General features: G+C 64.3%; 19 protein-coding genes and 1 pseudogene. 9 read left to right on the top strand and 11 right to left on the bottom strand.

Going from position 1 to position 22,114, the window contains the following annotated elements; all coding sequences use genetic code 11:
• Positions 1 to 149 precede the first annotated feature (149 nt).
• Positions 150 to 761: a DedA family protein gene (locus DEIDE_RS12410; protein WP_012694310.1), complete on the bottom strand. Its 612-nt coding sequence runs from the start codon at positions 759 to 761 to the stop codon at positions 150 to 152.
• Positions 762 to 859: 98 nt separating this feature from the next.
• Here DEIDE_RS12410 and DEIDE_RS12405 point away from each other — a divergent pair, with 98 nt between their 5' ends.
• Together DEIDE_RS12405 and DEIDE_RS18075 are read left to right on the top strand one after the other, a co-directional pair.
• Complete coding sequence (locus tag DEIDE_RS12405; protein ID WP_012694309.1) at positions 860 to 1,546, top strand: HAD family hydrolase; 687 nt, start codon at positions 860 to 862, stop codon at positions 1,544 to 1,546.
• A 79-nt stretch (positions 1,547 to 1,625) separates the two neighbouring features.
• Positions 1,626 to 4,577, top strand: a complete 2,952-nt coding sequence (locus DEIDE_RS18075; protein ID WP_083764260.1) for a PAS domain S-box protein — start codon at positions 1,626 to 1,628, stop codon at positions 4,575 to 4,577.
• A gap of 259 nt (positions 4,578 to 4,836) precedes the next feature.
• Here DEIDE_RS18075 and DEIDE_RS12395 read toward each other — a convergent pair whose 3' ends face one another.
• A complete protein-coding gene (locus DEIDE_RS12395; RefSeq protein ID WP_012694307.1) occupies positions 4,837 to 6,240 on the bottom strand; it encodes an RtcB family protein in 1,404 nt (467 codons plus the stop codon).
• A 183-nt stretch (positions 6,241 to 6,423) separates the two neighbouring features.
• Here DEIDE_RS12395 and DEIDE_RS12390 point away from each other — a divergent pair, with 183 nt between their 5' ends.
• Positions 6,424 to 7,065 carry a hypothetical protein gene (locus DEIDE_RS12390; RefSeq protein WP_162485466.1) on the top strand — a complete coding sequence of 214 codons (642 nt, stop codon included), beginning with the start codon at positions 6,424 to 6,426 and terminating at the stop codon, positions 7,063 to 7,065.
• Here DEIDE_RS12390 and DEIDE_RS12385 read toward each other — a convergent pair.
• The 5 genes from DEIDE_RS12385 to DEIDE_RS12365 form a co-directional block, all read right to left on the bottom strand.
• Positions 7,057 to 8,538 carry a UDP-N-acetylmuramoyl-L-alanyl-D-glutamate--2,6-diaminopimelate ligase gene (locus DEIDE_RS12385; protein ID WP_012694305.1) on the bottom strand — a complete coding sequence of 494 codons (1,482 nt, stop codon included), beginning with the start codon at positions 8,536 to 8,538 and terminating at the stop codon, positions 7,057 to 7,059. The genes DEIDE_RS12390 and DEIDE_RS12385 overlap by 9 nt on opposite strands.
• A gap of 32 nt (positions 8,539 to 8,570) precedes the next feature.
• Positions 8,571 to 9,194, bottom strand: a complete 624-nt coding sequence (locus DEIDE_RS12380; protein ID WP_012694304.1) for a deoxynucleoside kinase — start codon at positions 9,192 to 9,194, stop codon at positions 8,571 to 8,573.
• A 73-nt stretch (positions 9,195 to 9,267) separates the two neighbouring features.
• Positions 9,268 to 9,879 (bottom strand): deoxynucleoside kinase, encoded by a 612-nt coding sequence (locus DEIDE_RS12375; RefSeq protein WP_012694303.1) that lies wholly within the window; start codon positions 9,877 to 9,879, stop codon positions 9,268 to 9,270.
• Positions 9,880 to 9,947: 68 nt separating this feature from the next.
• On the bottom strand, positions 9,948 to 11,048 hold the full coding sequence (locus tag DEIDE_RS12370) for a S1C family serine protease (protein ID WP_012694302.1): 1,101 nt from the start codon (positions 11,046 to 11,048) through the stop codon (positions 9,948 to 9,950).
• Entirely contained in the window at positions 11,045 to 11,251 is a 207-nt protein-coding gene (locus DEIDE_RS12365; RefSeq protein ID WP_012694301.1) for an FmdB family zinc ribbon protein, read from the bottom strand. Before DEIDE_RS12365 ends, DEIDE_RS12370 begins: the two co-directional genes overlap by 4 nt.
• 137 nt (positions 11,252 to 11,388) lie before the next feature.
• Here DEIDE_RS12365 and DEIDE_RS12360 point away from each other — a divergent pair, with 137 nt between their 5' ends.
• The 6 genes and pseudogenes from DEIDE_RS12360 to DEIDE_RS12335 all read left to right on the top strand — a co-directional run bounded on the left by DEIDE_RS12360 (position 11,389) and on the right by DEIDE_RS12335 (position 18,135).
• Entirely contained in the window at positions 11,389 to 12,594 is a 1,206-nt protein-coding gene (locus DEIDE_RS12360) for a trans-sulfuration enzyme family protein (protein ID WP_012694300.1), read from the top strand.
• A gap of 371 nt (positions 12,595 to 12,965) precedes the next feature.
• Positions 12,966 to 14,786, top strand: a complete 1,821-nt coding sequence (gene glmS, locus DEIDE_RS12355) for a glutamine--fructose-6-phosphate transaminase (isomerizing) (protein ID WP_012694299.1) — start codon at positions 12,966 to 12,968, stop codon at positions 14,784 to 14,786.
• Positions 14,787 to 15,093: 307 nt separating this feature from the next.
• The gene (locus tag DEIDE_RS18070; protein ID WP_012694298.1) at positions 15,094 to 16,728 is read left to right on the top strand and encodes a sensor domain-containing diguanylate cyclase; all 1,635 of its coding nucleotides are present in this window, start codon (positions 15,094 to 15,096) and stop codon (positions 16,726 to 16,728) included.
• A gap of 113 nt (positions 16,729 to 16,841) precedes the next feature.
• Positions 16,842 to 17,075 (top strand): annotated as a pseudogene (locus tag DEIDE_RS12345) (gamma-glutamyltransferase); the annotation flags it as partial.
• Positions 17,076 to 17,116: 41 nt separating this feature from the next.
• Positions 17,117 to 17,872, top strand: coding sequence for a sulfite exporter TauE/SafE family protein (locus DEIDE_RS12340; protein WP_083764278.1), 756 nt, complete (start codon positions 17,117 to 17,119; stop codon positions 17,870 to 17,872).
• The gene (locus DEIDE_RS12335) at positions 17,869 to 18,135 is read left to right on the top strand and encodes a hypothetical protein (RefSeq protein WP_012694295.1); all 267 of its coding nucleotides are present in this window, start codon (positions 17,869 to 17,871) and stop codon (positions 18,133 to 18,135) included. The genes DEIDE_RS12340 and DEIDE_RS12335 overlap by 4 nt, the downstream gene beginning before the upstream one ends.
• A gap of 78 nt (positions 18,136 to 18,213) precedes the next feature.
• Here the strand turns inward: DEIDE_RS12335 and DEIDE_RS12330 are convergent, their stop codons facing one another.
• The 4 genes from DEIDE_RS12330 to odhB all read right to left on the bottom strand — a co-directional run bounded on the left by DEIDE_RS12330 (position 18,214) and on the right by odhB (position 22,003).
• Positions 18,214 to 18,690: a hypothetical protein gene (locus tag DEIDE_RS12330; protein WP_041227630.1), complete on the bottom strand. Its 477-nt coding sequence runs from the start codon at positions 18,688 to 18,690 to the stop codon at positions 18,214 to 18,216.
• 52 nt (positions 18,691 to 18,742) lie between these two features.
• Complete coding sequence (locus tag DEIDE_RS12325) at positions 18,743 to 19,531, bottom strand: alpha/beta fold hydrolase (protein ID WP_012694293.1); 789 nt, start codon at positions 19,529 to 19,531, stop codon at positions 18,743 to 18,745.
• A 23-nt stretch (positions 19,532 to 19,554) separates the two neighbouring features.
• A complete protein-coding gene (locus tag DEIDE_RS12320; RefSeq protein ID WP_012694292.1) occupies positions 19,555 to 20,577 on the bottom strand; it encodes an MBL fold metallo-hydrolase in 1,023 nt (340 codons plus the stop codon).
• A 121-nt stretch (positions 20,578 to 20,698) separates the two neighbouring features.
• Positions 20,699 to 22,003: a 2-oxoglutarate dehydrogenase complex dihydrolipoyllysine-residue succinyltransferase gene (odhB, locus tag DEIDE_RS12315; protein WP_012694291.1), complete on the bottom strand. Its 1,305-nt coding sequence runs from the start codon at positions 22,001 to 22,003 to the stop codon at positions 20,699 to 20,701.
• Positions 22,004 to 22,114 lie beyond the last annotated feature (111 nt).

Raw genomic sequence — 22,114 nt, 5'->3', positions numbered from 1 at the left:
AAGCGGGGTGCCAGAGGAGTTGCGGGCGATTCCTGACCCATAGGCCGGAATGCAGCGCGGACCTGCCGGGGATGGTGGAAGCACAGAAAATGGGTACAGAAAGGGGAGAGGCGAAATGGCCTCTCCCTGCAACTGTGGGCCTTCTGTGCTCAGCTGCCCGCGCTCTGAGAACGCTTGCGGCGCATGAACCACACAGCCGCCGCGACGATCAGCACTCCCAGAACGATTTTGCTGACCGGCGCCACGTAATGCTCGACCTTGTCGTAGTTCTCGCCCAGCATGTAGCCGGCTCCTGCCAGCACCGACGCCCACATTGCCGAGCCGATGGCACTGTAGATCAGGAACTTGGGCAGCGGCATCTCACTCATGCCGGCCGGCAGGCTCAGCAGGCTGCGGATGCCCGGCACCATACGTCCGAACAGCACCGCTTTGGTCCCGTGGCGGTCAAACCAGTCGTCAGCCTTGCGGATGTCCTTGCCGCTCAGTGTGAGCCACTTGCCGTATTTGTCGGCCCAGGCGACCAGCCGCTCTTCCCCGAACGCCCGGCCCAGGTAGTACAGAGGCAGGGTGCCCAGCACGCTGCCCAGTGTGCCCATCAGCACCACCAGGGCCAGATTCATATCGCCGCGCGACGCGGCAAAGCCGGCCGAGGGCATGATCAATTCGCTTGGAATAGGGGGAAATACGTTCTCGATTACCATCAGCAACAGGATCCCCAGATACCCCATGCTGTCCATCAGATTCTGTACCCACTCGGCCATACCCCGCAGCCTAGCGGCTCCGTGTGACGCTGACATCCACCTTAAGTCAAGCCCAGCTCAAGTGGCCGGGCGGACGTGCGCCGCCTACACTCGCAGCTATGGCTCCGGCTCTCAAAGCGCTGATTTTTGACTTCGACGGCACCATCCTGGATACCGAGACCCGGGAGTTTGTGCACTGGCAGCAGCTGTATCAGCAGCATGGCTGCGAGCTGCATCTGCGCGACTGGCAACGTGGGGTGGGAACCTGGGACGCCTTTGATCCCTGGGCCGGGTTGCCGGAACACGTCCGGGCCGACCGCCAGCAGGTCCATGCCGACCTGCACAGCCGTATTGTCAGCGACATCTCCGAACAGGACCTGCGCCCTGGGGTCCGTGCGGTGCTCGACGCTGTCCGGCCTGCTGGTTACCGCCTGGCCCTGGCCACCAGCAGCGACCGCCAGTGGGTCACGCGCTGGATGGGCCAGCATGACCTGCTGGATCACTTCGAAATCCTGGCCACCCGCGACGATGTGGCGCGCGTCAAACCAGATCCGGAGCTGTATCTGCTGGCGGCCTCGCGTCTCGGACTGCGTCCGGAGGAGTGCGTGGCCGTCGAGGACAGCCTGAACGGAGCGACGGCGGCGGTCGCGGCTGGAATGCGGGTGGTGGTGGTGCCCAATGACGTGACACGCACGCAGCCGTTTCCGCCTTCCTGGGCGCGACTGGATGATGGGTATGCGGGAGGCCTGGAAGGACTGTTGCGTGCCCTGGGAGAAGACGAAAGGTTCCTGGCAGGACACCAGTAACTTCCGCGTCACACGCGTTCTATGCCTTAGGGTCTCTTCACGATGCACATGATGCCCCGCTACCCGATAGCATAAAGAGATGCACGTCCCACCAGCAGCTTCTGACAGTGGGCCGCGAGAGCCGGATCGTCTTCTGGCTGTGGCCCAGCCCCACCCCACCTGGACCACCGACCAGCAGGGACGTGTGCTGGCAATCAACGCGGCCCTGCTGTCTTATTGCGGCCTGGGGGAAGACACACTGGTTGGACGTTCCCTGGAGCATCTGGTCCACCCTGAGGACCAGGACCAGCTTCAGCCTCCGCATGGAGTGCAGGAACATCAGACTGAACTGCGCATGCGCGGCCATGACGGTCAGTACCGCTGGTTTCAGCTGGATACCCGCGCCCTGCCCGGGACGGCCGCAGCGGGCGCCTGGATTACGGCTGCGACCGACATTCACCGTTTCCGGTTCTCGGTTCCGGAAATGAGCGAACAGCAGGCCTTCTTACAGCACGTCATCGACGAGAGTTCTGACTGCATCAAGGTGCTCAACATGGAAGCCCAGCTGCTCAGCATGAATGCCGGCGGTCAGCATGTCATGGAAGTGGATGATTTCAGCGCCTGCGAGCTGGCCTTCTGGCCGACCTTCTGGGAAGGGGAGAACCGGGCAGAAGTCGAGGCGGCGCTCGACGCTGCCCGGCAGGGAAAGACTGCATCATTCCAGGGCTTTGCACGCACCTTCAAGGGCACGCCCCGCTGGTGGGAAGTCACGGTCAGTCCCCTCCGTACTGCAAACGGAAAGATAGAGCGGTTGCTGGCCGTGTCCCGCGACATCACAGCGCGCATGGAGGCCGAGCGTGCGTTGAGCGAGAGCCAGTCGCGCCTGCGCTTTGCGCTTGAAGCTGCCGAACTGGGCGACTGGGAACTGGACCTGCGGGACCACTCATCGTGGCGGTCGCTGCAGCACGACACCATTTTCGGCTATCCCCAGGGTCACGCGACCTGGACTTACGAGACGTTTCTGGATCATGTCGTGCCGGAACACCGGGACTACGTGGACCAGAAGTTCCAGAGTGCCGTGGCAAAGGGTGAGGCCTGGGACATCGAGTGCCGCGTGCGCCGGGCCGACGGTCAGGAGCGCTGGATCTGGACCCGCGCCCGAGCGTTGCAGGACCAGGAAGGCAACAAGGAATACATGCTGGGCGTGGTCAAGGACATCACGAACCTGAAGCGGGCAGAAGAGGAAGTGCGGACCCTGAACGCCACGCTGGAGCAGCGGGTCGAACAGCGGACGCAGGCGCTGGAGGCTCAGACGGCGTCCCTGGACGCTTTCGTGGCGTATACGGAAGCTGTCGGCACCCAGACGGAGCCATCTGTGCTGATCCGGCAGGCACTGGCAGTGATCCAGACGCGCTTCAGCGGAGTCAGTGCGGCCTACTATGAATTCGACGACGGTCTGTGGAAAGCCCGGGAGTGGACCTTGGACCTGCCGCAGGAGACGCTCGCGGTGATTACGTCTGGGCTGCCATCCGAAACGCCATTGATCGCACAGACGCTTCGGGCAAGAGAGGCGCAATTCGCTGATGCCTGGGACGCGCAGCGCGAACAGGTGCGCGAAACGGAACAGTTCGGTTCTATTGCCGCCTATCCCCTGATGCTGGGTGGCGAGGTGGTGGGCCTGCTGTCCGTGGGACTGAAAGACACCCGCACGTGGTCAGAGCCTGACAAGGCTCTGGTCAGGGCGGTGGGACGCAGCCTGAATCTGGCTCTGGAACGTGCTGATCAGTCAGTGCGTCTGGCAGTGCAGAACGCTGAACTGGAAGCAAGAACCAGAGCTCTGGAGGCCTTTGCCAGCCTGACCCGCGACCTGACCCTGAAGAGTGACGTCGTGGCACTGATCCGCCGCGCTCAGGAAGTGGTGATGTCTATGCTGCCCGATGGACACGCCGCCTACTACGAACTTGAAGGGCAGACGTGGCGGCTCCGGTCCATCGTGGGGCAATGGGGCAGTCCGGGGCTCCAGCAGGCTGTGGAAGGTGGACTGCCCTACGACACCACCCGCAATTTCATTCCTGCGTGGACGCAGGGGCAGGCGCATTACCTGGATGTCTACGACACCAGTATCGACAACCTGGGCGAAGCGACCAGGCATTTTGGAGCCAGCGCGGTTCTGCCGGTCATTGTGAATGGCGAGCGCATCGGCGTTTTTGCCGTGGCCCTGTTTGACAGCCGCGTCTGGACCAATATTGATAAGGCGGTGCTCGAAAGCGTGGTCCGCAGTCTGGGCCTGGCCATCGAAGGCGCGCGCAGCCTGACGCAACTCGCCCAGCGTACCGAGGAACTGGAGCGCTCGAACCGTGACCTGGAGCAGTTCGCTTATGTCGCTTCACACGACCTGCAGGAGCCTCTGCGCACCATTACCAGCTTTACTGAACTGCTGGCCCGGCGCTATCAGGGACAGCTGGACTCCAAGGCTGACCGGTACATTCATTTCACGGTGGACGCGGCCAGACGCATGAGCAGCCTGATTCAGGATCTGCTGGCCTTTTCCCGCGTCGGTGCGGAAAATCACCAGCTGGCCATGGTGGATACCAGTCAGGTCCTTGAAGACATTACCCGTGACCTCGCAGAAGACCTCCGTGAAAGCGGCGCAGTGGTGTCGTGGGACTCCCTTCCCAGCGTTTATGCAGACCCGGTGCAGATCCGGCAACTGCTTCAGAATCTGGTGAGCAACGGCATCAAGTTCCAGCGCGAGGGCATGGTGCCGGCAGTTCATATCTCGGGACACGAGGAAGGACAGGTCTTTCACTTTCAGGTCCAGGACAACGGAATCGGCATTGACCGTCAGTACTTCGACCGGATCTTTACAGTCTTCCAGCGCCTTCACAACCGGGAAAAATACAAAGGCACCGGCGTAGGGCTGGCATTGTGTAAGCGAATCGTGGAGCGGCATGGTGGGCGGTTGTGGCTCGAGTCGAAAGTCGGCGCAGGAAGCACTTTTCACTTCACCCTGCCTGTTGCCGCGCAGGAATCAGAGTCAGACGAGGAATAATGGCCTGAACTTTGTGTTCAAGTCGCACCTGATGTTCAACTTGCGCCGCCAGGAACGCTTCGATTGTTCCTGGCGGCGCAAGTTGACCTCACTGTTGACCTCATGGGGCTCCGGTCACGTTGTCACTCGCCTTCCACAGGCATAGACCGGATATGTACCGCTTGGGAAGCTGAAGCCGACATGGTGCTTAAGTCAGGTGACTTTCCCAGCTCCCGGAAGATGCCGCAGAGGACTGTGCCAGGGCAGGTCGACAGGGCCCTCAAATATCCTCGCTCCCGGTATCCATCCGGACCACGCGGGGCTGGAACTCCGCCACGATGTCCACAAGGTCACTCTGACGGGCAATCACGTCCTCAATGCGTTTGTACGCCTGCGGAGCCTCATCGATGCCGCCGCCGATCAGGGTGATGCCCCGCTCGCGCAGGTAGCCCTGAACGTCCTTTTTCGCGAGGGTGTTGGCGGCGGCCTTGCGGCCCAGCTGCCGGCCGGCGCCGTGGCTGGCGCTGTTCAGCGCAGCTTCCTCGCCGCGTCCGCGCACCACGAAGCCGGGATCGGCCATGCTGCCCGGAATCAGGCCCAGGCGGCCGCGCTCGGCAGGAGTGGCTCCCTTGCGGTGAACAATCAGCTCGCGGCCCTGGTGAATCTGCTTCCAGGCCAGGTTGTGGCTGTTGCTGACCTGCGCGGTGGGACGCACATTCAGGGCGTGGGCCAGCCGGCGGTGAATCAGGTCGTGGTTGGCCAGCGCGTAGCGGCCGGCCAAATTCATGGCCTGCCAGTAGGCCTCGCCCTCATGCGTATCCATGGGCAGCCAGGCCAGCTTCTGCGCGGCGCGGTCAAGGTTGGGGTGCAGTTTCTGGGCCAGCGCCGTGAAGTGCCCCGCCACCTGCGCACCGAAGCCACGGCTGCCGCTGTGTGACAGCACCGCCAGGTACTCGCCGGGCTCCATGCCCAGGTCGGCTTCCCGCAGTTTCAGGGTGCCGAACTCCACGAAATGGTTGCCGCTGCCTGAAGTGCCGATCTGCTCGGCGGCCTTGGGGTACAGGTGGCGCAGCAGCGGCTGGTCCTTCCAGGTGCTCTCGTGCAGCACCTCGTGGTCCTGACGGTCACGTTTCTCGAAGCCCACGCCGGCACCGAAGCGGGTGTGTTTCATCAGCAGGCTGCGGGCCTCGTCGGTGCTCAGGGCCCCGGGCGCGATGGGAAGCACGCTGAGCATCATGCTGCAGCCGATGTCAACGCCCACGCCGTAGGGAATAACCGCGTTCTCGGTGGCCAGGACGCCGCCGATGGGCAGACCGTACCCCACGTGGGCGTCGGGCATCAGGGCGCCCGCGCGGCTGACCGGCAGGCGCATGGCAACGTCCATCTGGTCGTGTGCACCGGGGTCGATCAGGTCCTGACCCCAGACGCGGTAGGGCAGAGGCGTAGAGCGCAGCGCGGCGCTCTGGCGGGAAACCCCGGCCTGCTGCTGTTCATGAAGTTCAGCCGCCAGATCGGCATACACGCCACCGCTGAGGTAACCGGTGGGGTTGTTCTGCACCGCCTGAAGTTCTTCGAGGATGTCGCCGCGCTTGGCGCCTGCGTCCTCACGGAGATTGGCGGCGTCCAGCGCAAGTTTGATCGCCCGCTTTTCGAAGCCGAGCTTCTGAATGTGTTTGCCGTTCATGAATTCATCCTGCTGGGGGGCCGTGGGTGTGCGGATCAGGGCAAATGAAGGAGCCCTGAGGCTTGCGCCCCTGATCTGAAGTCTCGTGCCTGGGATCAGGCGGCAACATCCGCCAGGTAGCCGGGTGCGCTCCAGGCATGTTGGCCTGACAGGCCCATGAAACCGCGCCCATAGCGTCACGGCATGAACACGTCGTGGACGGCAAGGAAAATGGTCAGGTCTCTGGGGCTGCTGGCGTTGCTCGGTGCCGGGGGCGGCGCAGGGGCCGTAGCCATCGAGGGCCAGATCCGCAACGTGGCGCAGGTCAAAGCGCAGCTGGGCGAACAGGACGTGCGCGTGCTGCTCGCCAATTTCACCGAGGGCAGGATCGTCGGGCTCAGCACGCTGCGCGGGGGGCTGTTCAGCATCGACATTCCCGCGTCGTTCCGCCCCGCGACGGCTCCCATGAACGTATGTTCCGGTGTCACGGCCCGGCCCTCCGAGCCGCGCACCTATATTGCCGAGAGCCTGCTGGTCTATCAGGCCGGGAAAAACAGCGCCGCGCTGCTGTTTCAGGCTGACCACCCCACCGAGCCGACGCGGCGCACCCAGTGGGTCTACAGCGACCGCGCCTCGACCATCCAGGGCCGGTGCACGGGTCTGAACTCGTATTACGACCTGAAGCTGCGCCGCGGCTGGACCGCCGTAATGACCACCAGCGAATCCGGGGCCTTCCGTGTGACCAACGCCACGCCGGGGCTGCCCTATTGGGTGCAGGGGGCCTTTACGCCCAACGCGCGGGCGGTGTACGGCAGCCTCTTCGGCAGGGAAAGCCTGTCACGCTGAAGAGGGTGTGGCGCGCAGGGCCAGCGCCTCACGCGCCTCCTGCACCTCATTCCAGGGCAGGGTCCCGGTCAGCCGCTCCAGGGTGTCTTCGGGACCCTTGCCGGCCAGCAGCACCGTGTCGCCACTGCCCGCCGCCTGAATGACATGCCTGATCGCCTCACGCCGGTCCCCGATGCTTATGAAGTTGGTGCGGCCCCCCTGCCGGGCGCCACGTTCCATCTCCCGCAAAATGTCTTCCAGCGGCGTGTCGCGGCTGTCTTCCTCGGTAAACACGGCGTGATCGGCCAGACGGGTGGCCACCTCGCCCAGAGGGGCGCGTTTGCCCGGGTCACGGGGACCACCGGCCGAGCCGATCAGCACCCACAGCCGCCCGGTGGTGGTGGCCCGCAGGGTGCTCAGTGCTTTTTCCAGGCTGGGCGGCGTGTGCGCGAAATCCACGATGACCCGCACCTCCTGTCCGCCGGCGGGCACCAGTTCCATGCGCCCAGGCACGCCCCGGAAACTGGCCAGCCCTGCGGCCAGCTGCGCCGCGTCAGCGCCAAGGTGTGCGGCGGCGGCCATGGCCGCCAGCGCATTGGCCACGTTGAAGCGCCCGATCATCGGTAAGGCGGCGTCGAAGGCGCCCAGCGGCGAGTTAACCTGGAAATGCAGGCCGGTCAGCCGTTCCTGGATGTCCGTGGCCTGCCAGTCAGCCCCGGCGCCGTCCAGGCTGTAGGTGGTTTCGGCTGGCGCCACCCCGCGCAGCTGCCCGGTCCAGGGGTCGTCAGCGTTCAGGACCGCAAACGGCGCGCGCTCGACCAGCCGGCGCTTGTCGGCGAAGTAGTTTTCCACCGTGCCGTGAAAGTCCAGATGTTCGCTGGTCAGGTGCGTCCATACCGCCACGTCCCAGTCCACCCCGCGTACCCGGTCCAGGGCCAGGGCGTGACTGCTGGCTTCCAGCACCACCGCGCTGGCGCCGGCGGCGACCATGTCCTGGAGGGTCTGTTGCACCTGCGGGGCCTCAGGGGTGGTGAAGTGGGCCGGAAAATGCCGCAGTTCGCCGTCAGGCAGTTCGAAACCCACGGTGGACAGCAGCCCTGTCTGCAGGCCAGCCTCGCGCAGCAGATGACGGGTCAGCCAGCTGGTGGTGGTTTTGCCGTCGGTACCGGTGACCCCCACGACCTTCAGCGCCCGGCTGGGATGCCCGGCCAGGGCTGCTGCCGCGTCGGCCAGGGCCGCACGGGCCGAGGGCACTGTCAGGTAGGGCAGCGGTGAGTTCATACCGTCAGGCATACCCTCGCCCAGAACGGCGACCGCGCCAGCTTCCCTGACCTGCTGCAGAAAGCTGTGGCCGTCGAACTTTGCGCCGCGGATCGCCACGAACGCAAAGCCGGGCTGCACCCAGGCAGCATTGTGGGTCACGCCGACCACCGGCAGGTCCGGCAGGCTGGTGGTGGGGACATTCAGAGCGGCGGCCAGATCGTGCAGACGCATGTCCGGCAGAGTACCAGCCGTGCAGGCTGCTTTCAGCGCAGCAGCGGCAGCCCGATACCGTGGGCCTGAATGCGGGTGCAGACCCACTGGAAGGCGCCGGGATCGGCCACGAAATCCAGCTCGTCGCCGTTGACCCGCACCACCGGACAGGCGTCAAAGGTGCTGACCCAGGCGTCGTACAGGCGGTTCAGGCCGCCGAGATACGCGTCAGGGATGTCCTGTTCGTAGGCACGCCCACGCTGCGCGATGCGTTTTTTCAGGGTGGGCAGCGACGCGTCAATATGGATCAGCAGGTCCGGGACCCTCAGCGCCGGCAGCACACCCTCGTACAGGCCGCGGTAGGTGTCCCAGTCGCGCTGTTCCATCTGGCCGGATTCGAACAGGTTGCGCGCGAAGATGTTGGCGTCTTCAAACACCGTGCGGTCCTGGATCACGTAGCGGGCGCCCGTCACCGTGTTCAGGTGCTGTTCGAGCCGCCGGGACAGAAAGTACACCTGCGAATGAAACGAGTACCGCCGCATATCCCGGTAGAAATCTTCCAGGTAGGGATTGTCCGCGTAGGGCTCGTACACCGGCCGCAGCCCGTAGCGGTCGCTGAGCATGCGCGTCAGGGTGCTTTTGCCGCTGCCGATGTTGCCGGAAATGGCGAGGTACATATCAGACCACCTTGCGTGGATGCGCCGGCAGGCCCCGGGCAGGCGCGAGAAGCAGAAAGCAGCGAAGGGCGGATCAGTCGGCGGCTGTTTTAGGCTGCAGGGCGTCGTGAATGCGCTCCAGGATGACCTGTTCATCCTCGGCGCAGCCCACGAAGTCGTACTGGCCGGCCTCGATGGTCAGCAGCGGATGGCGGTAAGTGCGGAAGTACTCGTCGTAGCGGCTGGTCAGTTCGGCCAGATAACTGGCCTGCATATCGCGCTCGAACGGCCGCCCGCGCCGGGCGATGCGGCGCAGCAGCTCGTCGGTGTCGGCCCGCAGGTAGATCACCAGATCAGGGGTGGGCAGGCGCGGCGAGAGGTGCGCGTAGAGGTCCTCGTACAGGTGGAATTCAGCGTCTTTGAGGTTCATGGCCGCAAAGATGAAGTCCTTGTCGAACAGGTAGTCGCTGACCACGTTCCCGCTGAACAGTCCCGGCTGTGAAAGGGCCGAGAGCTGCTTGAAGCGTGAGAGCAGAAAGAAGACCTGTACCTGGAACGAGTACGCGTCCGGCTGCTCATAGAAGCGCGCCAGGAAGGGGTTTTCCTCGACGATTTCCAGGTTGAGTTCGGCGCCATAGCGCGCGGCGAGCCGCCCGGCCAGGCTTGTTTTTCCTACCCCGATGGGGCCTTCCACCACGACGTACATGACAGCTCAGAGCATAGCGCTGCTCCGACATGAAGACCTGATCAGGAACCCCGTCCAGGGGAAGGTGCCTACTGCAGCGTGCGTTTGAGCAGCGTGACCTTCACGTCCACAGCCTTCTTGTTTCGCCACACCCGCAGCGTGATGGTCTGTCCCGGGCGCTTGGCGGCCACCAGCCGCACCACGTCGAAAGAACTCTGGACCCGCTGCCCGTTGACCGCCACGATGATGTCGCCCAGGGGTGAAAGCAGCTGCCCGCGGCTGTTGCGCAGCGAGCCGCGCAGGCCCGCACGTGCGCCTGCCGTGCCGGCCGGGACCTCGTCCACCAGGGCGCCTTCGCTGCTGCTCAGGCCGGCAAGGTTGCGCAGCGCCGGGTCCAGGGTATCCAGATCCACCAGGGTGACGCCCAGCGTGCCGCGCTGCGGAACCCCGATCTTTTCCAGATCATCCAGGCTCTGTTTGACCAGGTCACCCGGCAGTGCAATGCCGATCACGCCCGGCACCACGGCGTTGGGGGCGGCATTCGCGTCGGCCACACCCACGACCGCGCCGCGGGAATCCAGGATAGGCCCGCCGCTGTTGCCCTGCTGGATGCTGGCGGTGGTGATCAGGTACTGCCCGACCTCCTGCGCCAGATTGTCACCGCGCGGCACGTCACGCGCGCTGGCGAGCACGCTGAACACTCCTGTGCTCACGAAGTTCTGGATCTTCAGGGGCGTGCCGATAGTGATGAGCTTCTGCCCCGGGATCAGCCGGGCGCTCTGACCGAAGGCCAGGGTTTTGGGTGCCGTGACGCCGCTGACCCGCAGCACGGCGATATCGATATCGCGGTCCACGCCCTCGATCCGCGCCGGGACCCGTCGGCCGTTGTAGAGGACCACGCTGATCGACTCCTGGTACTGAATGACGTGGTAGTTGGTGACGATCAGGTCCTTCTTGTAGAAAAACCCGCTGCCGGTCTCGTTGGGGTCGTCCCCGGGCTGCAAAGCGTCCTTGCGCAGGCGGACATCCACCCGGACAACCGCCTGCAGGGCCTTCTGGGTGACCTCGACCGTATTGATTTCGTCATTCGTGACGAGGGCCTTTTGCGCCGTGACACGGCCAGTGACATACGCGCCCGTGGCCGCTGCTGTCAGAAGCGCCGCCAATGCCAGGGCGCGCGCTGCTTTCACTCGCTGCCTTTGCTGCCCTCATCCTTGGGGCGGGAGTCGTTGACATAAAAGCCGCTGCCTTTGAAAGCAATGCCGGGGCGGGCCAGGATCCGTTTGATGGCCACGTCGGTTTCGGGGTGACGGGTGTAAGGGGCGTCGCGCATACTTTGGATCAGCTCGTAGATCTCGCCGGTTTCGATGTTCTTGTACAGGTACGTGGGCATGTGCAGTCTCCGTGCAGCCCCGTAAAGGGGCAGTGCGCCAATCCTAACGCAGCCCTTATGGGAAAGGCATGCGACCCGTCTTTTCAGGGCGTTCAGATTCGCTGGCCGGAGCGCTCGTCTAGACAGTACAGTCAGGTATGGCTCAACAATCCAAGGAGTTCGGGTTCCGTACCCGGGCGGTGCATGCTGGCCACGGCCTTGATCCTGTCACGGGGGCGCACGCCGTGCCTATCTATGCCACCTCTACCTTCGGCTACGGCAGTGCCGAGCGTGGCGCCCGCCTGTTTGCTGGCGAGGAAAGTGGTTATTTCTACTCTCGTCTGAGCAACCCCACTGTGCGTGCCTTCGAGGAGAAGGTCGCCAGCCTGGAAGAAGCCGGAGACGCCGTGGCCTTCGGCAGTGGCATGGGGGCAGCGAGCGCCATTGCCCTGACCTTCCTCAAGGCGGGGGACGAGGTCGCCTTCATGGGGCCGCTGTACGGCGGCACCGAGGGACTGCTGCGCGACATTCTCGGCCGCTTTGACGTCAGGGTGCACGACGTGCGTGATCTGGACGAACTGCGGGACGTAATGAACAGCCGCACCCGTCTGGTCTGGCTGGAAACCCCCACCAACCCCACTCTCCGCGTGGTGGACCTGCAGGCAGCCAGCGACATTGCCCACGCTGCCGGAGCCCTGGTGGTCGTGGACAACACCTTTTCCACGCCCTACCTGACCCGGCCGCTGGAGCACGGCGCGGACCTCGTGATGCACTCGGCCACCAAGTACATCAGCGGACACGGTGACGTGGTGGCCGGGGTGGTCGCTGCGGGAGCCGAACTGGTGGCTGAACTGCGTCTGCATGGGCTCCGCCATGTGGGCTCGGTGTTGGCACCCTTTGAGGCTTACCTGCTGCTGCGAGGCCTGAAAACCCTGCCGCTGCGGATGGAAGCCCACTGCTCTGGCGCGCAGGCCCTGGCGACTGCGCTGCTGGGCCACCCAGGGATACAGGCGGTTCACTACCCGGGATTGCCCACACACCCGGGCCATGAGCTGGCCGGCCGGCAGATGAAGGCCTACGGGGGGCTGGTCAGCCTGGATTTGGGTTCACAGGACGCTGCCTTCCGGTTCCTGAACGCCCTGAAGCTTTTTACTCAGGCCGTCAGCTTGGGCGACGTGGAAAGCCTGTCGTGCCACCCGGCCAGCACCACCCATCAGCTGTTGGGCGAAGAAACGCTGGCCCGCCAGGGCGTTACACCTGGACTGGTGCGCCTCTCGGTGGGCATCGAGGACCCCCAGGACCTGATTGACGATGTGCTTCAGGCCCTGCAGGCTGCCGAGGAACGCACAACCGTCTCCCTTTGAGCTAAATACTCACCTGAGGCTCCGGGCAGATGCTATGCTGCCCGGTGAACCTTTGGTGTCGGGTTCACACGAAACAGGGCAGCGCAAGGCCTGTCAGCTGCATTTACTGGCGCAGACAGGATACGAGGTGGAGGTCGGCGATGTTTCTGCGGATGCCTCCAGGCCCCTTACTCACGGGCCTACCCGACTTACTCCGGTAAGTGAAGCGCGGCGATAACCCTTACGGCAACGTAAACATAAGGCCGCGCAGTGAAAAAAATCAGATCAGACACCGGATCCCGCGGCTTATGTTGTCGGGATCAGAGGCAGTGGCATGCGGTCACGTGGCGCACAGGCGTCCTGATGGCAGGCCCTGCCTCGCAGGAGCAACTATGTGCGGAATTGTCGGATACATCGGTCCCAAGCAGGCGCAGGACGTACTGATCTCGGGTCTCTCCAAGCTGGAATATCGCGGTTACGACAGTGCGGGCGTGGCCATCGGCGACGGAGCGTGCATCACGGTGCGTAAAAAGGCTGGCAAACTGGCCAACCTCAGCACTGAACTGGAATCCACGCCGCTGGCCGGCACGCTGGGCATCGGCCACACCCGCTGGGCCACCCACGGCCTGCCCAACGACACCAACTCGCACCCGCACGCCACCGAGGACGGCCGCATCGTTATCGTCCATAACGGCATCATCGAGAATTACCTGAGCCTCAAAGAAGGGCTGATTGCCCGCGGCCATGCCTTTAAAAGTGAGACCGACAGCGAGGTCCTGGCTCACCTGATCGAGGAAGCCTACCAGGGCGACCTGGAAGGCGCGGTGCGCACGGCCCTCTCGCAGGTGCGCGGCGCCTACGGCATCGTCGTCACGCACGTGGACCACCGTGAGATCGTCGCAGCCCGGACAGTCAGCCCGCTGGTGATGGGCGTGGGCGAGGGCGAGATGTTCCTGGCCAGCGACGTGCCGGCCCTGCTGGCCTACACCCGCAACATGGTCTTCCTGCACGACGGCGACATGGTCGTGCTGAACGATGACGGCTTCCGCGTGACCGACCTGCAGGGCAACGAGCTCAAGCGCGAGATCGAGCGCGTGGAATGGGACGCCGAAGCGGCCGAGAAGGGCGGCTACGACACCTACATGCTCAAGGAGATCTACGAGCAGCCCCAGGCCCTGACCAACACCCTGATCGGCCGCCTGCACGACGAAACCGGTGAGGTGAACCTGGACATCAACCTTGATCCGGGCAGCTTCAAACGGATTTCCATCATTGCCTGCGGCACGGCCTACTACGCCGGTCTGGTGGGCGAGTACCTGATCGAGCAGCTCGCGCGCATTCCGGTCGAGGTGGACGTGGCCAGCGAGTACCGCTACCGCGACCCCCTGGTCAGCCCCGAGACCCTGGCCATTGTGGTGTCGCAAAGCGGCGAGACGATCGATACCCTCGAGGCGCTGCGTGAAGCCAAGAAGGGCGGCGCCCGGACGCTGGGCGTCATCAACGCCAAGGGCAGCTCCATGACGCGCGAGCTGGACGACACCCTGTACATCCATGCCGGCCCGGAAATCGGCGTGGCCAGCACCAAGGCCTACACCTCCATGGTCAGCGCCTTCCTGATGCTGGCACTGTGGCTGGGCCGCGCCCGCGGCACCCTGAGCGAAAAGGAAGGCGCTGAACTGCTGCACGCGGCCCGCGAACTGCCCCGCCTGGTAGAAGAAGCCCTGCAGCCCGAGCGTGTCGAGCGGATCAAGCAGGTGGCCGAGAAGTACCACCAGGCCCGCGACTACCTGTTCCTGGGGCGCGGCGTGAACTCGCCCACCGCCTACGAGGGTGCGCTGAAGCTCAAGGAAATCAGCTACATCCACGCCGAGGCTTACGCAGCCGGCGAGATGAAGCACGGCCCCATCGCCCTGATCGACGCAAACCTGCCGGTCGTCGTCGTGGCCACCGAGAGCCGCCTGCTGGAGAAGACCATCAGCAACGTCCAGGAAGTTCGTGCCCGTGCTGGCAAGGTCATCGCCATCCTGAGTGACGGCGACACCGAGAACGCCCAGCACGCTGACGACGTGATCTACGTGCCGCGTGCCCACGAGATGGTCAGCCCGATCGTGAACGCCATCGCCATGCAGCTGCTGGCGTACTTCACGGCGTCGGCCCTGGGCAAGGACGTGGATAAACCACGCAACCTGGCCAAGAGTGTGACTGTCGAGTAATTCTTCTCTGGCTGGCGGACGGAAATGTCCGCCAGCTGGTCCTGACAACTGTCTTTCAGCAGGCTGGTTTTCCTCATCTGTCAGGAAAACCAGCCTGTTTGTTATTGGCCTCCATTCGCCACCCTTACGGAAAGCCGCCGCATCTCAATCTAACCATTGTCTGTTTTGAGTCATATTCTTGTATCGGAGCGTTGCCCATACTTTTTCAAGTCGAGCTTGGAAAGGGAGGGCAGGCAGCCGGGTGACACAGTGGGCGAAGTACGTGCAGAAAAGACCGGGGGGCTTTGCTCCGGTCTGGACTGGCTAGGTGCTGGCCTTCCTGATCGTTGTTGCCGTGACGTTTGGAGCGTTGTGGTCACCGGCTGCAGCCCAGTCATCAAGGACCAGCCCTCCGGCTGTGCAGGCCGGATTCCAGCTTTTCACGGCCCGTGACCACCAGTTTCCCCTTTCCTTCCGCGACATTCCAGCGTGGCGGGACCGCCAGACGCCCGTCGAGAAGGTAAAATTCACAGGGGGGAGCTACTGGCTGGTTGCCCAGGTCCGCAACCTGACTTCCGACAGCGCCTGGGTGTTTAACCCTTATGGCAGCCTGATGGAGCATGTGGATGTGCGGGTCTACCGCCCCGGACAGCCAGTGCAGACTTTTCAGACTGGCTACCGCGCGAAGCACGCCTATATGCTGCACTACGGCCTGGACCTGACCCTGCGCCCAGGTGAGCGGACCTGGGTGGTTGCGCAGATCCGGAGCCCGTATTTTGCTTCCCAGCCGAATTTCAGCTTTGAACCGCAGGACCGTTACCGTCAGCAGGTCAATCTGGACAACCTGCTGACGCTGGTTGCCTTCGGGGCGCTGCTGGCGCTGAGCTGCTACAACCTGTTTATTTTTGCGGGCACGCACAACCGCAGCTTTTTCTACTACGCGGCCTACGCACTGACCTACTGCGTGGCATGGGCCTTTACTTTTCATGTCCCGGCAGATGTGTTCGGGTTCTATGATCTGCGCTGGCATTACGTGGGCTTTTTTCTGCTGCCAGTGCTGAACACGCTGTTCTACCTGCATTTTCTGAAGCTCGACCAGCGGCTGCCCCTGCTGGGCCGCCTGAGCCGGGTGAACCTGTGGCTGCCGCTGGCGCTGCTGCCCTCCAGTTTTCTGCTGCTGCCGTACACGCACATTCTGGCGACCGGTGTGGTCTCGCTGTGGCTGGTGCTGGCTTTGGTATGCGGAGTGGCAAGCTGGCGCCAGGGCTTCTACTCGGCACGTTTTTTTGTGTTTGGATTGCTGGCGCTGATGGTCCCAGCCACCATGATCCTGCCGGCCAATGTCGGTTTGATGCCGGACCCGGTGCGCAATACGGAACTGCTGACCCTGCTGGGCGGCACCCTGGACGGCTTGCTGCTGGCTTTTGCCCTGGCAGATCAGCTTCGGCTGCTGATGAGAGACAACATCTCCCATATTGTTCAACTGCGGCGTGCGCTGCATCTGGCCGGGACCGACACCTTGACCGGGCTGCACAACCGCCATGCCTTCGGGCAGGCAGTGGGCACGCTGGAGGATCATCCCTTTTTGCTGGTGCTGATGGACCTGGACGGCCTGAAAACCCTCAACGACACCCAGGGGCACGCCCGGGGTGACGATCTGCTGCGCGTCTTCGCCCGGCTGTTGCAGGACATGGAAAGCGAGCACATCACCGCCTACCGTCTGGGCGGGGACGAGTTTGCGCTGATCGCGCCGCCTGGAGCGGACGCTGCCCTGGTCTCACAGTTGCAGACTGCAGAAGAGACCCTGCGGGCCGGCGGGTTCCCAACTTCGGGGCTTAGTGTGGGAATGGCGCATGCCGGGGGTGGCCGCAGTGCCGGTCAGGTGTTCGAGGAGGCTGACCAGCGCATGTACCGGCATAAACAAGCCAAGAAGGGCGGAAAGGAGCCTTCAGACCGGCGGTAGCAGGTTGGCCGTGCCTTCATCGGGAACACCTTCTGTCCTCAGGCAGTGCGTAGACTGCGTGCAGCAACATGCAGACCTCAATCCCCCGCCAGCCGGTCCTTGCCCGTCAGGGCATGGTCGCCACCAGTCAACCGCTCGCTGCGCAGGCGGGGCTGTTTATTCTCCGCGAGGGCGGCAATGCTGTGGACGCCGCCATCGCCACCGCCGCCCTGACCGTGGTGGAGCCCACCAGCAACGGCCTCGGCGGTGACCTGTTTGCCCTGGTGTGGGACCGCGGCGAAGTACACGGTCTCAACGGCTCGGGCCGCTCACCGGCGCAGTTGAACATGGACGCCCTGACCGGTGGCAGCGGGTCACGGACCGACGGGCAGGTGGTGGCGTTTTGATCCTGACACTGGCAACGGTGGCTATTGGCCTGCTGGCCGGCGTGCTGGGAGCCATTCTGGGGCTGGGTGGCGGCGTGGTGGTCGTGCCGGCACTGGAATTTATTCTGCCGCAGCTGGGATACCCCATCACCATCGCGCAGGCTGTGGCGATCAGCCAGTTCAGCGTGCTGGCGGTGGGCCTGTCGGGTGCGGCGGCCTACCTGCAGCAGGGCCTGGTGCGGGCCAGAACCGGGTACCTGCTCAGCCCCTACACCATCGTGGGTGGCACCATCGGCAGCGTGCTGGGGCTGGTGCTGCCGGCGCGGGCCGTGGCTACCGTGTTTGCCGTGCTGCTGCTGTACTCCGCCTATAGCCTGGTGCGCGGTCTCAAGCGCGTGGAAGTCGAGCGCGAACCCAGCCGTCTGGTGCCGCCCGCCATGACCTTTGCCGGCGTGATGAGCGGCCTGCTGGGCATCGGTGGCGGCACCGTGCAGGTGCCGGTCATGAACCTGCTGGGCGGCCTGCCGATCCGTCAGGCGATTGCCACCAGCACGTTCATCATGGGTTTGACCGCCGTTGCCAACGCCCTGATCTATCAGGCCGGGGGACTGCTTGACGCCCGGCTGGCCTGCGGGGTCGCGTTGGGGGTCCTGATCGGCGCACGTGCGGGCGCAGGACTGCAGAAACGTATTCCAGACCGGGAACTCAAGTTGTTTTTCTCGGTGCTGCTGGTCTTTACCGCCGCGCAGCTGTTGTACAAATATTGGGGGCAGGCATGAACGCAGAACACCATGAAACCCGTGTATTGCCCGCCTGGTTATACCCGGCGGCATTCTGGCTGGCATTGCCGGTGCTGCTGCTGAGCCTGCTGCTTCCTGACGGCGCCGATCTCGGCGTGTGGTTCATGATGGCTGTTCCGGCCGTGGCCGCCCTGGTGGTGGTCGTCACCAACTGGGGGCGGGACCGAAATGTCAGTCTGGGCGCCCTGATTGCGCTGATCGGGCTGGGCCTGGTCGTGCTTGTCCGGGCGCTGATTGCCTGAGTGCAAAGGGTGCCTCTATGGGGCCAGATCATCTCCAGCGAAGGAACAGTCAGCCCACTGCTGACTGTTCCCTTTGACTTACAGGGTTGGCCAGGCGTGATAGGCGGCCAGCACGACCACGACAGCCAGCGGGAGGGGAACATTGCCCAGGTCCATGCGGAAGTCCACTCCCCGCGTGTAACCGCCGATGCGTCCGCGCACCTCGCCGGCGAAGTGGCGCAGGCTGACGTCATGACCGGCAGTAAAGGTCCCGTAACGCCCGCTGGCTCCCTCCGTGTCAAAGCTGAGTTCGGCGTCCACGCCGTCTACAAAGCCGCCCAGGTGCAGATGCAGCTGTGTGGCACTCAGGCCGACCCGCAGGTCGAAGCCCTGGGTGAAGCTGCCGACCCGGCCCTCCAGCACTCCGTCCCCAAACCACACCGCCAGGTCATGTCCGGCCGTGAAACTGCCCAGTCTCCCTGTGAGCCGTTCGCCGTCCCAGGTGGCGCTTATGTCGTGTCCGGCGGTGAAGGTTCCCAGCCGTCCGTGTAGGCCCTGTTCCTGCCCGATGCTCATGGGCCGCAGCATAGAGCGACCAATCTTTCTGACCCCTGACGGCTGGGGTGCTTCAAGACCCCGGCACGAGTTGCTGCATAAATGCCGTCATTGCATGGAGCACGGCTTCGCGCGCCTCACGGTGCGGAGTATGGCCGCAGCCGGGCAGCAGGTGACCCTCGGCCGGACCGGAGACCTGCGACACGATGGCCTGGACCTGCTTTGGGGTGCCGTACTCGTCATCCTCCCCCTGCAGGACCAGGAGAGGCACCTGGATGCCCGGCAGAAATTTTTCCAGATTCCAGTCGCGGAAGCTCGGAGAAAGCCAGGTGTCGTTCCAGCCGCTGAAAGCAACGTCCACCTGCGCATGATGCCGGGCCAGCCGGGCGCGCAGATCACCCGACAGGTAAGCCTCGCGGGCTGCCTGCACGCCGCGCACGGTGACGTCTTCCACGAAAACATGGGCCGCTTCGGTGATGACGCCAAGCAGGCCCGGGTGGGCGACGCTGCCTGCGTAGATCAGGGCGATACTGCCGCCGTCCGAGTGGCCCACCAGCACAAACTCCCGCACTTCACACTGTGCCAGCACCTGAGGCAGAACCTCCTGCGCCTCGTGATGCAGGTAGGTGACCGGGCGTGGCAGCGGGACAGCGCTGCTGTTTCCATACCCGGCCCGGCTGTAGACCAGGGCCCCGCAGCCGGTGGCCTGCGCCAAAGCCTGCGGAAAGTCGCGCCAGAGCTTCACACTCCCCAGGCCTTCATGCAAAAACACCAGCGTCGGCGCCTGCGAAGGCGGCGGTCCGTGCCAGCTGAACTCCAGTTGCTGGCCGCCGATCTGGAGGTATTCAGGCAAAGAAGTCACGGACGCAGCCTAGCGTCCCCCTTTCAGGTTCGCTGAAACAGGGCTTCCCCGGCCTCTCCGCGCGTTTCCTGTACCTGACCCTCCGCCGCCAGGAACTCCGCCAGAGCGCCGGTCTGGTCCAGCAGCAGCAGGGCCTGCCGGGTGTTCATGCGGCTGACGCGCTCAGTGAGCTCCAGGACGCTGCTGGGAGTATCTGCCGCGTTGACGACGGCCTGCAGCTTCTCGGCATACCGTTCCCGGAGTGCCTGAATCCGGCCGCGCCAGTCTGGCATGGGCTCGTCATGTCCCCCCAGGGCCAGACGCACACCGGTCAACGCCTCGGTCCTGTCCAGCGACTCCAGATAGGCCTGCAGGCCACCGCCCGGATGCACCCAGGCCGGAAGCAGCGGTGGCGAGTTGCGCGGCAGCAGATGATCGGCGCTGAGCAGCATGTCATCAAGTTGCAGGCAGATCTGGCTGCCTTCGTGGCCCGGGGTGTACACCACCTGAAAGATGCCGTCCAGCACATCGCCGTCTTCCAGAGCCGTATGGACCGGCACCCCCGAAGGCAGCATCAGGTTGCGGGTGCGGTTCCCCAGCCGGACACCATAAGGGCTGTCTGCTGGCACCCCCAGCCAGGTGCGGTAAGCCTCCAGGCGCGGACGCATGCTGTCGCGGTAGCCTTCCGGGTCCTGCAGGACCGGCACGCCACGTACGTGGGCGGCAACCGGCGCGTCCGTCAGGGTTCGTACGAACGGCAGACCTCCAGCATGGTCGGGGTGAGCGTGAGTGACCACGATACGGTCAAGGGTCCGCCAGGAGCAGGCCTCACCCCAGGTGTCCCGGATGGCAGCCAGGCCCGTCAGGCCTTCGGTGCTGATGCTCAGACCGCTGCCTGTATCCACCAGAGCCACGTAGTCCGGCTGCGCCGGGCTGCCCCGCACCACCACGAACACGTTCACGCTGAGGCCTTCGAAAGCCCGGACCGTCAGCGTGTATATTCGCGCTCCACCGGACGTGACCGTCCGCGTCAACCGGGGAGCGGGGGTGGAAAGGGGAGCCGTCACAGGGGCATTTTAGGGGCGTCCAGCCTGCTCCTGCCCCTCACGCTACGTGAGCTGTGACAGCCTGGAACAGGAAAGAGGCGGCCCCATTGAGTTGGGGCCGCCTCCTGTCATGATGTGCTGCTCAGAGTTCCAGGAGCATGCGGGCCGGGTCTTCCAGCAGATTCTTGACCATGGCGAGGAACTGCACCGCTTCCTTGCCGTCAATGATGCGGTGGTCATAGCTCAGGGCGATGTACATCATGGGCGCGATCACGACCTGCCCGTTCTGGGCAATCGGGCGCTCGATGATGTTGTGCATGCCCAGAATCGCACTTTGCGGCGCGTTGATGATGGGGGTGCTCATCATGCTGCCGAAGGTCCCGCCGTTGGTAATGCTGAAGGTCCCGCCGCTCATGTCTTCCATGGTCAGCTTGCCGCTCTTGGCTTTGGCGGCAAATCCGGCGATTTCCTTCTCGATCCCCGCCAGGCTCATCTGGTCGGTGTCACGCAGGATAGGCACCACCAGACCACGGTCAGAGGCCACGGCAATGCCGATGTCGTAGTAGCCGTGGTAGATGATGTCCTTGCCCTCAACGCTGGCATTGACCACCGGGAAGGCCTTGAGGGCCTCGGTGGCAGCGCGCACGAACAGGCTCATGAAGCCCAGCTTGGTGCCGTGTTTGGCAACGAACTGGTCCTGGTACTTCTTGCGAAGGTCCATCGACGGCTTCATGTTGACTTCGTTGAAGGTCGTGAGAATCGCGGCCGTGTTCTGCACGTCCTTGAGGCGCTCGCTGATGCGCTGGCGGATGCGCGTCATGGGAACGCGCTGCTCGGGACGGGGGCCGCCGGGGACAGCCACAGCGGGCTGGGCCTGCGCGGGGGCCTGGGCTGCCGGAGCAGACGCCTGCATGCTCGCGGGCTGCGCGGCGCTCTGGGGGCCCTGGTACGTCAGGCCGCCCTGGGCCGCAACGACGGCGTCTTCCTTGGTGATGTTGCCCCTGGGACCGGTTGCGGGAATCTGCGCGGGGTTCAACCCGCTTTCCGCGACAATCTTGCGCACGGCAGGAGACAGGTCGTCGCGTCGCGTCGCCTCGTTGCCCAGATCCGTGGTGTCGGGGGTGGTGGCGGTGCCACCGGCGCTGGCCTGGCCCACCACTGCGCCGCTGGCCGGATCAGCCGACTGGGCCGCTGCTGGGGCAGGTGCGCTTCCGGCTTCACCGACCGTGCCCAGCAATTCCTCGCTGAGGACCGTGTCGCCCTCGTTCTTGGCGATACTGGTCAGCACACCGTCTTGCAGCGCGGTCACTTCCAGCACGACCTTGTCGGTCTCAATCTCGGCGAGAACCTCGCCGCGCTTGATCGCGTCGCCGGGTTTCTTGTGCCATGTCAGCAGCGTACCCTCGCTTACCGACTCGGAAAAAACTGGAACCTTGATGTCCGCCATAACGCCTTCTGTTATACCCCGCGCAGGGCGCAACTCACGCAGGGACGGCCAGTGGTTTTGCCGTCTGCGCCGTGTGCCGGGCAAAAAGTGCAGACAGCTGGTGAGACACAT

Origin of the sequence: Deinococcus deserti VCD115, assembly GCF_000020685.1 — a bacterium.
Lineage (GTDB): Bacteria > Deinococcota > Deinococci > Deinococcales > Deinococcaceae > Deinococcus > Deinococcus deserti.
This window is presented reverse-complemented; position numbering and strand designations above follow the sequence as displayed.